Here is a 12,756-nt window from a genome sequence, read left to right on the forward strand (position 1 = left end):
CCCCGCAAGCGGGGCGAGGTTGAGGGAAGAGAGTGGAGTAGCGCATGAAAGCGATCATCGTCGGAGGCGGCATCGGAGGCCTCACCACCGCGCTGATGTTGCGCGCCCGCGGCATCGACTGCGAATTGTTCGAACAGTCTGACAGCATCCGCGAACTCGGCGTCGGCATCAACACGCTGCCGCATGCGATCAGGGAACTGACGGGCCTCGGGCTGTTGGACCGGCTCGATGCCGCCGCCGTTCGCACCGATCAATTGTACTATCTCAACCGCCACGGCCAGGAAGTCTGGCGCGAGCCGCGCGGCCTCGATGCCGGCCACGACGTGCCGCAGTTCTCGGTCCATCGCGGCCGCCTGCAGAGCGTCATTCACCGCGCCGTCGAGGAACGGCTGGGTCAAGAGGCGATCCATACCGGCTGCCGTCTCGGCTCTTTCGCGCAGCACGAGGGCGGTGTGGTCGCGCACTTTTTCGACCGCAGCGGCGCCCATGCCAAAACCGCGCGCGGTGATATTCTTGTTGGCGCCGACGGCATTCATTCGCGCGTGCGCGAGATGCTGTTCCCGGATGAGGGACCGCCGTGCTGGAACGGACATATGCTGTGGCGCGGTGCGCGCGACTGGCCGGCGTTCCTGACCGGACGCTCGATGATCGTGGCCGGCGGATTGAATGCCAAGGTCGTGATCTATCCGATCGCGGAAGGATCGAGCCCGTCGAGCCGGCTGACCAACTGGGCCGTCATGGTGAAGATCGGCGACGGCAATTCGCTGCCGCCGCGCCGCGAGGACTGGTCGCGGCCCGGCAAGCGCGAGGAACTGATGCCGCATGTCGAGAGGTTCAAGGTGCCATACGTCGACGTGCGCAGCCTGATCTCGGCGACGCCGGAATTTTATGAGTATCCGTGCTGCGACAGGGATCCGTTGCCGTACTGGACCTCGGGCCGGGTCACGCTGCTCGGCGATGCCGCGCATCCGATGTATCCGGTTGGATCGAACGGGGCGTCGCAAGCGATCCTCGACGCCCGCGCGCTGGCCGACGAGCTGGCGCGATCAGAACATCCGCGTCAGGCGCTGGTGGCCTATGAGAAGAAGCGCCTGCCGATGACGGCGGATATCGTGCGTTCGAACCGCCGTGGCGGTCCCGAGGGCGTGATTGACGCGGTCGAGCAGCTCGCGCCGGATGGATTTACCGATATCGAGAAGGTGCTGAGCCACGCCCAGCGCGAGGCGATCGTGCGCGGCTATGCGTCCAAGGCCGGTTTTGCGGCACCGCCGCTGGGGCTTGCGGCGGTGAGGGGGTAGCTACGAAATCGCCGTCATGCCCGGCCTTGTGCCGGGCATCCACGTCTTAACGGTGGTGCGGCAAGAAAAGACGTGGATGGCCGGGACAAGCCCGGCCATGACAAGAGAGTTGACCGACCTCACGCCCCCGGAGGCGGCGGAAGGAAGTGGATGTTGTGCTCGGCCGCCAGCGCCACCACCGCGTCCGGCGTCTGTTCCTTCATGTTGTGGATCGCCCAGAACAGATCGTAGAGCCGCCGCGTCGGCGACACCCAGAACAGCGTCTTGGCGGTGCGGCCGGACTTGTTGAAAATGCCGTGCGGCTTGCCCATCGGCAGCCGTACCAGATCGCCCGGGGTCGCCTGCGTGTCGGCGCCGTCGAGAAAGAAGTCGAGTTGGCCTTCCAGGATGTAGAGATATTCGTCCTGGTCGGGATGGATGTGCGGCGGCACGAAGGTCTCGGCCGGGAACGTGGCATGCCACGAGAAGGAATGCTCGGTGACATTCTTCGGCACATAGGTCTGCCCGAGAATGCTCCAGGAAATTCCCTGGATGCCTTCATTGGCGCGGGTGATGCCGGCGATTTCGGTTTTCATTGGCTGTTTCCTTCCCAATATTATTTCGCGGTGCAGTCCTTGGCGTAACGGTCGCCGTAGTTGGAAAACACCTTCTCGACGATCTCGGTCTGGAATTTTCCGTCCGGACGCTTGGCGACCTTGGTCAGATAGAAATTCTGGATCGGATAGCCGTTGACGTTGAACTTGAAGTCGCCGCGCAGCGAGGTGAATTCGGCCTTTTTCAACGCCGCCGTGACAGCGTCCTTGTTCTTGAGGTCGCCCTTCACCGCCTTCACCGCGCTGTCGATCAGCATCGCCGTGTCATAGCCCTGCATGGCGTAGGTGCCGGGCACGCTGTTGTAGGCAGCTTCATAGGCGGCGACGAACTTCTTGCTCTGCGGATTGTCCATGTCGGGTGCCCAGTTGGCGCCGCCGAACATGCCGACGGCGGCGTCCTGCTGTGCGGGCAGGGTCGATTCATCAACGGTGAACGCCGACAGCACCGGGATCTTGTCGGCAAGCCCGGCCTGCCGGTATTGCTTCACAAGGCCGACGCCCATGCCGCCCGGCATGAAGGTGAAGAGCGCATCGACCTTGGAGGAGGAGATCTTGGTCAGCTCGACCTGGAAATCCAGCGTACCGAGCGGCGTATAGCTTTCCTCTGCGATCTCACCCTTGTAGTCGAGCTTGAATCCGGCCGCCGAATCCTTGCCGGCCTGATAATTCGGCACCAGTACATACATGCGCTTGTAGCCGCGATCCTGCGCGACCTTGCCGAGGATCTCGTGAACCTGGTCGTTCTGATAGGAGGTCACGTAGAAGAACGGGTTGCACTCCTTGCCGGCATAGCTCGACGGCCCCGCGTTCGGGCTGATCAGGAACGTCTTGTTCTCGGTGACCGGCCGGTGGATCGCCTGCAGGATGTTGGAGAAGATCGGCCCCACGACGAAATCGACCTTCTCGCGCTCGAGCAGGCCCTTGACCTTGGTCACGGCGCCATCGGGCTTGAGCTCATCGTCGACAACGACGACCTCGACGTCCTTGCCGGCCATCTTGCCGCCGAGATCCTTGATTGCGAGTTGGAGACCGTCGCGGGATTGCTGGCCGAGCACGGCCGCCGGGCCGGACAAGGTCGTGATCACGCCGATCTTGATTTTCTCCTGCGCGGCGGCGGGAGCCGCGGCAACGCCGAGCACAACGGCAAGTCCGGTCAGCTTGAACGACTGCTTCATGATTATTCCTCCGTCCGGCCTTGGCGGCCGAAACTCACGCCACACCCAAATGCTTGAAGCGCAGCTTATTCTGACGGTGACGGCACCTGCAAGCAGAACGCTTCCATGCAAGCCATGCGCCAATTGCTTGAAACCTAAAGAAATCTGGGCAATCATGTAGCTGCGCTCTGTTCGGGACCTCCGAACGCCCAAGCCGAACAAAGACAAGCCGGACAAGATTTGCATCATGATCCTCGATTCAGAGACCAAGGCCGTCGAACTCCCGGAGCATCACGGTGACGAGCTCCGATTGTGGCTTCGCCTCCTGACCTGCACGACCCTGATCGAGGGCGAGGTGCGCAGCCGCCTGCGCGAACGCTTCGACGTCACGCTGCCGCGGTTCGACCTGATGGCCCAGCTCGACAAGGTGCCCGAGGGCATGACGCTGTCGGATGTCTCCAAGCGTATGATGGTCTCGAACGGCAACGTCACCGGCCTGGTCGAGCGCCTCGTCGAGTCCGGCCATCTCGACCGCCGCACCTCGGATGCCGATCGCCGCGTCCAGGTGATCCGCCTGACCAAGGCGGGCCGCGCCGAATTCCGCAAGATGGCGGCGGAGCACGAATTATGGATCGCTGACGTGTTCGGCGACCTGACGCCTAAGGATGTCCGCGAATTGATGCGCCTGCTGGCCAAGACCAAGGCCTCGGCGCAGAAATCTGCGAAGGCGCGGGCGGGCTAGTGCATCCTGCGCAGGGTTGCGGACGGTGTCTCGCCGAATTTGGCACGGTAGGCGCTCGCCATTCGGCTGAGATGGGTAAACCCAAGCTCGAATGCGATGTCGGTGATGCTGTCGTCAGGGCAGGCGGTGGTCAATCGGACATTGAGATGCGCAAGGCGGATATCACGCAGCATCTCCGAGATCGATGTTCCAAAGTGCCGTTGGAAGCCGAGTTGCAGCGCGCGAATGCCTACGCCAGAGGCCGCAGCAAGCTCCATGAGGTCGAGCGGCTCGTCCGCATGCGTAGCGAGGAATTCGCGTGCCCGCCGCAACGATTGCGGCAGCGCTTCGGCCCGGCCGCCAAACCGGTCGATCGCATCGCTCGCGCTGTGGCACTGGCCGTGGAGCAAAGTGCCCAACAGCGTCTCGCGCAGATTGGAAGCTACTATCGGCGAAAGCGGCCGTTGCGGTCCGAGGCGTTCGGCAAGATCGACGAACTCCGAGATCGCGGAATGAAGCGCCCGGCCGCTTGCGGAAGAGAGGTCCACCGCAGGTTCGAATTCGACCACGCCTGCCGGCCGGCCCGACAGCGCCGCAGCCCGTTGTTCCAACAGGCGGCGATCGACCAGCACAATGATCTGGGCGCAATTGCCTTCCCAGGTCATTCGCGTGGGAATCGTCGGCGATAACAGGGAAGCGCAGGCGCCGGGAACGGTTGCGATGTCGCGCGCGGCGGTTCGGATTCGCGCTGCGCCGTGCACGGGGATTTGCAGCAGGAAGAAGCGCTCGAGACAGCCGGGGTCGATCGACACCGACCCGCCATAGGCGACGTAGTTGACGGACAGGCCGCCAAAGATCGCGCTGTTGTGCAGGGCAAAGAATTCGGATGACGTATTGTGTTCGGGCGTCAGTCGATGCGGGCAGAATATCCGCCCGACCGCGTCGGCGGCAGCATCGACGCTGTCGGTCGAAACGCGGTTGAACGCCGCCAGCCGAACCGGCAGATCATGCCTGACAATGCTGGTGCCCGTCGCCACGGCCCGGCTCTCCGCATTATTTGAAGCCTATAATATCTGCGGCCGGCCGGATTGGGAAGGCGATTTGGTGGCCGCTGGTGCCTGATCGGAAGGCAACGGGGTCCGTCATTCCGGGGCGATGCGAAGCATCGAACCCGGAATCTCGAGATTCAGGGTCACGCTCTGCGCGCCCCGGAATGACGGGGAGGGACGGCCGATTGTATCGCGCCGCAGCAATCCAAAATTTCATTGCCACGCGCCCTGCGGATTCGTTTTGCGGCTAGACGGTCGCTCCCGCCCGATCCAGCCTGCGCGAACCATTCAAGCCGCGAAACAGGAGATGGACAATGGCAGCGCTCGAAAAAGGCATCACCGCCAACGGTACCGGCTACGGCGGCAAGACCTGGAACATCCTGGGTCAGGTCTACTTCCCCAAGGCGATCACCGATTCCACCTTTGCCTTCGAGACCAATAGCGAGCCCGGCCAGTTCGTGCCGGTGCACGTCCACCCGACGCAGGATGAATTCATCCTGGTGCAGGAGGGCACCCTCGATCTCAAGCTCGACGGCGTCTGGGTGCAGGCCAAGGCCGGCGATCTCGTCCGGATGCCGCGCGGCATCCCGCACGGCTACTTCAATAAATCGGACAAGCCGGCGCGCGCGCTGTTCTGGGTGTCGCCGATGCAGAAACTCGAGGCGCTGTTCAACCAGCTTCACAATCTGACCGACCCCGCAGAGGTGGTGCGGATCTCGGCGCTGCATGAAGTGGATTTCCTGCCGCCCGAGGCGAACGAGTAACGCGCAGCAATCTATTCCAGGCCAATCCTTGCGGGAGAGTTGTCATGATCAGGCGGAAACAGGTTTGTATCATCGGCGCCGGCGTATCGGGGTTGGCGGCCGCAAAAGCCTTCGCCGCGCGCGGTCATCAGATCACGATCATTGAGCGCAGCGGCGATCTCGGCGGCGTCTGGGAGCCGGCGCGGTCCTATCCCGAGGTGCAAACGCAGAGCCCGAAGGATCTCTATCGTTACACCGACAAGGCGATGCCGGATTCCTATCCGGAATGGCCGAAGGGTCCGCAGGTCCACGCCTATCTGACGGAATACGCAAAAGACAATAATCTCCTCGGTGCGATCCGCTTCAATACGACGGTGGCGCAGATGGATCGCCGGCCGGACGCAAAGCCGGGGTGGCGGCTCGATCTGCGTGGGCCCGATGGCAGCACCAGCCACGAAGATTTCGATTTCGTCGCGGTCTGCACCGGGCAGTTCAACGAGCCGCAGACGCTCAGCCTGGCCGGCGAAGATGCCTTCAAGGCGCAGGGCGGGCGCATCATGCACTCCTCGAAATACAACGCCCCTGAGATCGCCAGGGGCCGCAGGGTCGTCGTGCTCGGCGGTTCGAAGTCGGCGACGGACATTGCCGTCAACGCGGTGAATTCCGGCGCCGCCGAAGTCACACTGGTGTACCGCGAGCCGGTGTGGCGGATTCCCTATTTCATCGGCGGCCTCGTCAACTTCAAGCGCATTCTCTACATCCGTGCGCAGGAGGAGATGTTCAAAAGCTGGGGCATCGGCGCGATGTCGCGGTTCGCCCATGCGGTGGCAAAGCCATTCATCTGGGCCAACTGGCGCGGGCTGGAGAGCCTGCTGAAGGTTCAGCTCAAGCTCGGCAAATGCGACATGGTGCCGAAGGAGAGGATCGAGGACGGCGTCAACTGCTCGGTGCCAATCGCAACACCAGGATTCTTTCCGATGGTCGCGGACGGTCGCATCAAGGCGATCAAAGGCAGCTTCGCGCGCTATGACGGTAATTCCATTGTGATGACCGGCGGGCAGCGCGTCCAGGCCGACGTCGCCGTTCTCGCGATCGGCTACAAATTGGGCGTGCCGTTCCTGCCGCAGACGTATCGCGACAGACTGGTCGATCCCGACGGGCAGTACCGGCTCTATCGTCTGATCGCCAACCCGGACCTGCCTGAAATGGGGTTCGTCGGCTTCAACTCCAGCTTCTGCACGGTGTTGTGCGCGGACCTCGCGGCGAACTGGCTGGTGCGCTACGCCGACGGCCAACTCGCGCGTCAGCCCACACTTAAGGAGATGCAGGACAACATCGAGATGATGCTGCATTTCAGGCGTGTCGAGCGACCGGCGGCCGGCGTCTATGGCGGGCTGTGCGTCGCGCCCTATCACTTCAAGCATTTTGACGAGCTGCTCGCCGATATCGGCGTGTCCGGACGGCGGGCCAATCCGCTGGTGGAGAAGTTTACTCCGCCTGATGCCGCAGCCTATGGCCGTTTCCTCGCCGCGGCGCCCGCCTATCGGGCAGGCTGAGAGGCGGGTTCCCCGCAGGGGTAACCCCTGCGGGCAGGAAGGCACGATTCCACCCTTGATTCCGCACTTGCGCAAAATTGTTTTAAGCCTAAAATGATTTGCGAGACGGCGTTGCCGGGCGTCCTCGATATTGATCTCGAGCCTTTCATTGGTGGAAGCGAGGGGAGATGAAGATGTCAGGTATAACTCCCAGCCGGACCGCTGGTCGGTCCCTTGGCCCGTCCGGCCATGTCGACGACTTTGCGCGGCGAAATCTGCCGCCATCAGAACAATGGCCGGACCTGCTGCTCGACCGGCCGGAGTTTCAATATCCGGAATATCTGAATGCCGCGGTCGAACTGACCGACCGGATCGTCGAGAAAGGCTGGGGCGACCGGATCGCGCTGATCGGCAATGGCCGCCAACGCACCTACAAGGAGCTGGCCGACTGGTCCAACCGCCTGGCGCATGCGCTGGTGGAGAACTATGGCGTCAAGCCCGGCAACCGCGTCCTGATCCGCTCCGGCAACAACCCGGCGCTGGTCGCGGCATGGCTCGCCGCCACCAAGGCGGGCGCCGTCGTCGTCAACACCATGCCGATGCTGCGTGCGGGCGAACTCAGCAAGATCGTCGACAAGGCGGAGATCGCACTGGCGCTGACCGACAGCCGCATCGCCGATGAACTGGTCGCCTGCGCAAAGACCAGCAAGTTCCTCAAGCAGGTCGTGAACTTCGACGGCACGTCGAACCATGATGCCGAGCTTGACCGGGTGGCACTGAACAAGCCGGTGAAGTTCGACGCCGTGAAGACGGGACGCGACGACGTCGCGCTATTGGGATTCACCTCCGGCACGACAGGCGAGCCCAAGGCGACGATGCATTTCCATCGCGACCTCATGATCGTTGCCGACGGTTATGCGAGCGAAGTCCTCAACGTCACGGAGGACGATGTCTTCGTCGGCTCGCCGCCGCTGGCCTTTACCTTCGGGCTCGGGGGACTGGCGATCTTCCCGCTGCGGTTCGGCGCGACGGCGACGCTGCTCGAAAACGCATCCCCGCCGGAGATGGTCAAGATCATCGAGACCTACAAGGCGACGATCTGCTTCACCTCGCCGACCGCGTATCGCGCGATGATGGCCGCGATGGACAAGGGCGCCAACCTGTCGTCGCTGCGGCTGGCAATTTCCGCCGGCGAAACCTTGCCGGCGCCGGTATTCGAAAGCTGGACCCGCAAGACCGGCAAGACCATTCTCGACGGCATCGGCTCGACCGAACTGCTGCATATCTTCATCACCAACCACGTCGGTGACGCCGTCGCCGGGACGACGGGGCGGCCGGTCACAGGCTACGAGGCGAAGATCGTCGACGACGACATGAACGAATTGCCTGATGGCACCGTCGGCAAGCTTGCGGTGCGCGGCCCGACCGGCTGCCGCTATCTCGCGGACACGAGGCAATCGAACTATGTCCGCGACGGCTGGAATCTGACGGGCGATTCCTTTGTTCGCGGTGCGGATGGGCGGTTGTCCTTTGTCGCCCGCTCGGACGATATGATCGTCTCTTCCGGCTACAACATCGCTGGTCCCGAGGTTGAGGCGGCGCTGCTGTCGCATCCGGCCGTCGCCGAATGCGGTGTGGTCGGCGCGCCCGACGAGGCGCGCGGCATGATCGTCAAGGCCTACGTGGTGCTGGCGGGCGGCGCTGCAGCCGATGCTGCGCTGACGCAGGCATTGCAGGACCACGTCAAGCAGACGATCGCGCCCTATAAATATCCGCGTGCGATCGAATATGTCGCGCAACTGCCGAAGACCGAGACCGGCAAGCTCCGGCGCTTTGCGCTGAGGCAGATGGCTGCTTCCGGTGCGGCGTCGCCAGGCGTTGCCGCGGAATGATTGTAACCCTGATGGAGAAAAGCCGGTGACTGCCCCCAAGGGCCCCACGCTGAACGTGGTGTCTCATTCCAATACCGATACCTCGACGTCTGCCCCGCAAGTGCTGCAGCCGAGCGGCTGGCCGATGCCGAAAGGCTACGCCAACGGCATGGCCGCCGATGGCCGGCTTGTGATGACGGGCGGCGTGATCGGCTGGGACACCCAAGGGCATCTGGCGTCGGACTTCGTCGCGCAGGTGCGCCAGACGCTTGCCAACATTGCCGAGATTCTCGCCGAGGGCGGCGCAAAGCCGGAGCATCTAGTTCGGCTGACCTGGTACGTCGTCGACATCGAGGAATATCTCGCCAGCCTGAAGGAACTCGGCCGCGTCTATCGCGAGACTTTTGGCGCGCATTATCCGGCGATGGCGCTGGTGCAGGTGGTGCGCCTGGTCGAGAAGGAGGCCCGCGTCGAGATCGAGGCGACGGCGGTGGTGCCGCGCTGATTTCAGTTTCTCGGATGTCGTCCTAGAGCATGATGAAATTAGATTTGATGCGACCACGAAGAAGGTGCGCTCCCTCTCCCGCTTGCGGGGGAGGGGTGGGGCGGGGGTGTCTCCGCGGGCGATACTGCCCGAGTGGAGAGAGCCCCCACCCGTCGCTTCGCGCCGACCTCCCCCGCAAGCGGGAGAGGTGAAACGCGTTGCGGCTAAACTCACCTAACCAAAAATCATCACGCTTTAGAGCTCTGTTCTCAGCTTCCAGAGTTCCGGAAAAAGTTCGACCTCCAGCATCTTGCGCAGGTAGGAGACGCCCGACGTGCCGCCGGTGCCGCGCTTCAGGCCGATGATGCGTTCGACCGTCGTGACGTGGTTGAAGCGCCAGCGGCGGAAATAGTCTTCGAAATCGACCAGCTTTTCCGCAAGCTCATAGAGCATCCAGTGCTTCGCCGGCGCCGCATAGACAGTCTTCCAGGCCGCCAAGACCTCGTCGTTCGGCGTGCGCTTGTCGCGCCAGTCGGTTCGGCGTGCGTCCTCGCCGATGTCAAAACCATTGCGCGCCAGCAATAGTAGCGCCTCATCATAGAGGCCGGGCTCGGCGAGAATTTCCTCGAGCTTGGCCGTGATGTCGGCGCGGTGGGCGTGCGGGCCAAGCAGCGCCAGATTGCGATTGCCGGCAAGGAACTCGATCGCGCGGTACTGGTACGACTGGAAACCCGAGGACTGCCCGAGCTGATCGCGAAACTCGGAATATTCGCTGGGTGTCATCGTCCGCAGCACGTCCCAGGCGGTATTGAGCTGCTCGAAGATCCGGGCGACGCGCGACAGCATCTTGAAGGCGGGCTGCAACTGGTCGTGGTGGATCGCCTTGATGGCGGAACGGATTTCGTGGATGGCCAGCTTCATCCAGAGTTCGGACGTCTGGTGCTGGATGATGAACAGCAATTCGTCATGCGCCTTCGAGAGCGGCTCTTGCGCGTCCAGAAGTCGTTCCAGATGCAGATAATCGCTGTAGGACATGCGCCCTTCGAACGACATCTGGGCTCCCTCACGCGGGGAGTCGTCGGGCTTGCCGGTCATGTTACGAGCGCCTTCTTGCGGTATTCCGCGGTATCCCAGCGGCGATGGGTCAAGACGTCGGCGATGATGTCGACTGCCGCGCGAACCTCGGTTTCTCCGATATAGAGCGGCGTAAAGCCGAAGCGCATCATATCAGGCGCGCGGAAGTCGCCGATCACGTCGCGCGCGATCAGTGCCTGCATGATCGCGTAGCCCTCCGGGTGACGAAACGATACCTGGCTGCCGCGCTGCTTGCCGTCCCGCGGCGAAGCCAGCGTCAGCTCGGGACAGCGTGCTTCGACTTCACGGATGAAGAGATCGGCAAGCGCGATCGATGCATGGCGCACGTCGGCCATGCTGACGTCGTCCCAGACGTCGAGGGCGGCGTCGAGCGCGGCCATCGCAATGATCGGGGGCGTACCAACCCGCATGCGCTCGATGCCCGGTCCGGCCCGATAGTCGAGGTCAAAGGCAAAGGGCGCGTGATGACCCATCCAGCCGGAAAGCGCCGGCCGCGCCTTGTCGGCGTGCTTCGGCGCGACATAGATGAAGGCTGGCGCGCCAGGACCGGCATTGAGATATTTGTAGGTGCAGCCGACGGCGAAATCGGCTCCAGCAGCTTCCAACTCTACCGGAAGCGCGCCCGCGGAATGCGCCAGATCCCAGACCGTCAGCGCGCCGGCGGCATGCGCCCTCTGTGTCAGCGCGCGCATGTCGTGCAGCCGGCCGGTGCGGTAGTCGACCTCGGTCAGCATCAGCACCGCGATCGTCTCGTCGATGGCGGCTTCGACGTCTTCCGGGGCCACGACCTTCAACGCGTAGCCGCGGTCGAGGGATTCAAGCAGGCCGCTGGCGATGTAGAGATCGGAAGGAAAATTGCCGTTGTCCGACAGGATCACGCGCCGCGACGGATTGAGCTCGAGCGCCGAGGCCAGCGCCTGGTAAACTTTGATCGACAGCGTATCGCCCACCACCACTGTGCCGTCGGCAGCCCCGATCAGCCGGCCGATGCGGTCGCCGATATGCCGCGGCTGCGTCATCCACCCGGAGACGTTCCAGCCCTTGATGAGGTGCTTGCCCCATTCCTCCGATATCATGCGACTGACGCGATCGGCGGCGGCAACGGGCAGGGGGCCGAGCGAATTGCCGTCCAGATAGATCACGCCGTCCGGGATAGCGAACCGGGATTTCGTTCGCGTGAAATCGGTCATGTCTTTCCCTTGTTCCGCACCTTGGAATTATTCGCGCTGACTCCAATTATTTCAAGCTTAAAATTTATGGCGGTAGGTACGCTTCCCGGTATAGACTGGTTGCGCGCGGACATCGATCCCCGTCCGGCTCACAAATGGAAACCGAACCGCGTGATTTTTCATCAGATTTCCGACTGGAGCGACGCCTATGCGAATGCTCCGAACATTCCGCGCGGCGACCGCTGGCCGGCGGCGTGGGTGCAGCCCGCGCAGGCCTATCGAGACGCACTCCAAAGCCACGGCCGAGCGACGCTCGATATCAGCTATGGCAAGCGTGAACGAAACCGCTTCGATCTCTTTAGACCGGAAGGCCGGCCAAAGGGCCTGGTTGTGTTCGTTCATGGCGGATTCTGGAAGGCGCTCGACAAGAGTTTCTGGTCGCATCTCGCGCGCGGATCGGTTGATAGCGGCCATGCGGTGGCGATGCCGTCCTACACGTTGTGTCCGGCCGTGCGCATCGCCGAGATCACGCGCGAAATTGCCGCTTCCGTCGCGCGCGCCGCCGCGATGGTCGAAGGCCCGCTTTTTCTGGCCGGCCATTCCGCCGGCGGGCATCTGGTGACGCGGATGATTTCGGCGACGTCGCCGCTCGCGGACGATGTCAGGGCGCGCATCAGCCACACCATCTCCATATCAGGCCTTCATGACCTTCGTCCGCTGATGAAAGCCGCGATGAATACGGAGCTGCGGATCGATGAGGCCGAGGCACTCGCGGAAAGCCCCGCATTGCTGGCGCCGATGCCGAATGCGCGCGTCACGTGCTGGGTGGGCAGCGCCGAGCGCCCGGAATTCGTCCGCCAGAACGCGCTTCTCGCCAACATCTGGACCGGGCTCGGCGCGAGCACTCGCGTGATCGAGGAGCCCGGCCGGCATCATTTCGATGTCATCGACGGGCTCGCCGATCCCGATCACCAACTGACCAGGACCTTGTTGTCTTCGTAGCCGGCTGAATTTGTGAAATGAACGGCGGTTCCGACCCGCCAA

12 protein-coding genes are annotated in these 12,756 nt (G+C 63.1%); 7 read left to right on the forward strand and 5 right to left on the reverse strand.

Translation table 11 applies throughout. The features are described from left to right. Positions 1-44: 44 nt before the first annotated feature. A complete protein-coding gene (locus LMTR21_RS09395) occupies positions 45-1,298 on the forward strand; it encodes a flavin-dependent oxidoreductase (protein ID WP_065751244.1) in 1,254 nt (417 codons plus the stop codon). A gap of 119 nt (positions 1,299-1,417) precedes the next feature. On the opposite strand, the gene LMTR21_RS09400 is transcribed toward LMTR21_RS09395, so the two are convergent. Together LMTR21_RS09400 and LMTR21_RS09405 are read right to left on the reverse strand one after the other, a co-directional pair. Next, positions 1,418-1,873, reverse strand: coding sequence for a cupin domain-containing protein (locus LMTR21_RS09400; RefSeq protein WP_065751243.1), 456 nt, complete (start codon positions 1,871-1,873; stop codon positions 1,418-1,420). A gap of 20 nt (positions 1,874-1,893) precedes the next feature. After that, entirely contained in the window at positions 1,894-3,066 is a 1,173-nt protein-coding gene (locus LMTR21_RS09405; RefSeq protein WP_065751242.1) for an ABC transporter substrate-binding protein, read from the reverse strand. 226 nt (positions 3,067-3,292) lie between these two features. Here LMTR21_RS09405 and LMTR21_RS09410 point away from each other — a divergent pair, with 226 nt between their 5' ends. Beyond that, positions 3,293-3,787, forward strand: coding sequence for a MarR family winged helix-turn-helix transcriptional regulator (locus LMTR21_RS09410; protein WP_057833485.1), 495 nt, complete (start codon positions 3,293-3,295; stop codon positions 3,785-3,787). Here the strand turns inward: LMTR21_RS09410 and LMTR21_RS09415 are convergent. After that, positions 3,784-4,803 (reverse strand): AraC family transcriptional regulator, encoded by a 1,020-nt coding sequence (locus LMTR21_RS09415; protein ID WP_065751241.1) that lies wholly within the window; start codon positions 4,801-4,803, stop codon positions 3,784-3,786. The genes LMTR21_RS09410 and LMTR21_RS09415 overlap by 4 nt on opposite strands. A 326-nt stretch (positions 4,804-5,129) precedes the next feature. Between LMTR21_RS09415 and LMTR21_RS09425 the strand changes: the two genes are divergently transcribed. From LMTR21_RS09425 to LMTR21_RS09440, 4 genes are all read left to right on the forward strand, one after another. Beyond that, complete coding sequence (locus LMTR21_RS09425) at positions 5,130-5,579, forward strand: cupin domain-containing protein (protein ID WP_065751240.1); 450 nt, start codon at positions 5,130-5,132, stop codon at positions 5,577-5,579. 44 nt (positions 5,580-5,623) lie between these two features. Then, positions 5,624-7,114, forward strand: a complete 1,491-nt coding sequence (locus LMTR21_RS09430) for a flavin-containing monooxygenase (RefSeq protein WP_065751239.1) — start codon at positions 5,624-5,626, stop codon at positions 7,112-7,114. Between the two features lie 173 nt (positions 7,115-7,287). Next, positions 7,288-8,985, forward strand: coding sequence for a benzoate-CoA ligase family protein (locus LMTR21_RS09435; protein WP_065751307.1), 1,698 nt, complete (start codon positions 7,288-7,290; stop codon positions 8,983-8,985). A 25-nt stretch (positions 8,986-9,010) separates the two neighbouring features. Further along, a complete protein-coding gene (locus LMTR21_RS09440) occupies positions 9,011-9,469 on the forward strand; it encodes a RidA family protein (RefSeq protein ID WP_065751238.1) in 459 nt (152 codons plus the stop codon). Between the two features lie 234 nt (positions 9,470-9,703). Here the strand turns inward: LMTR21_RS09440 and kynA are convergent, their stop codons facing one another. Both kynA and kynU read right to left on the reverse strand, forming a co-directional pair. Then, on the reverse strand, positions 9,704-10,543 hold the full coding sequence (gene kynA, locus LMTR21_RS09445; protein ID WP_065751237.1) for a tryptophan 2,3-dioxygenase: 840 nt from the start codon (positions 10,541-10,543) through the stop codon (positions 9,704-9,706). Next, a complete protein-coding gene (gene kynU, locus LMTR21_RS09450; RefSeq protein ID WP_065751236.1) occupies positions 10,540-11,733 on the reverse strand; it encodes a kynureninase in 1,194 nt (397 codons plus the stop codon). Before kynU ends, kynA begins: the two co-directional genes overlap by 4 nt. A gap of 150 nt (positions 11,734-11,883) precedes the next feature. Between kynU and LMTR21_RS09455 the strand changes: the two genes are divergently transcribed. Beyond that, entirely contained in the window at positions 11,884-12,714 is an 831-nt protein-coding gene (locus LMTR21_RS09455; RefSeq protein WP_065751306.1) for an alpha/beta hydrolase, read from the forward strand. The last annotated feature ends 42 nt before the right edge of the window (positions 12,715-12,756 follow it).

Source organism: Bradyrhizobium paxllaeri, assembly GCF_001693515.2.
Classification (GTDB): Bacteria; Pseudomonadota; Alphaproteobacteria; order Rhizobiales; family Xanthobacteraceae; genus Bradyrhizobium; species Bradyrhizobium paxllaeri.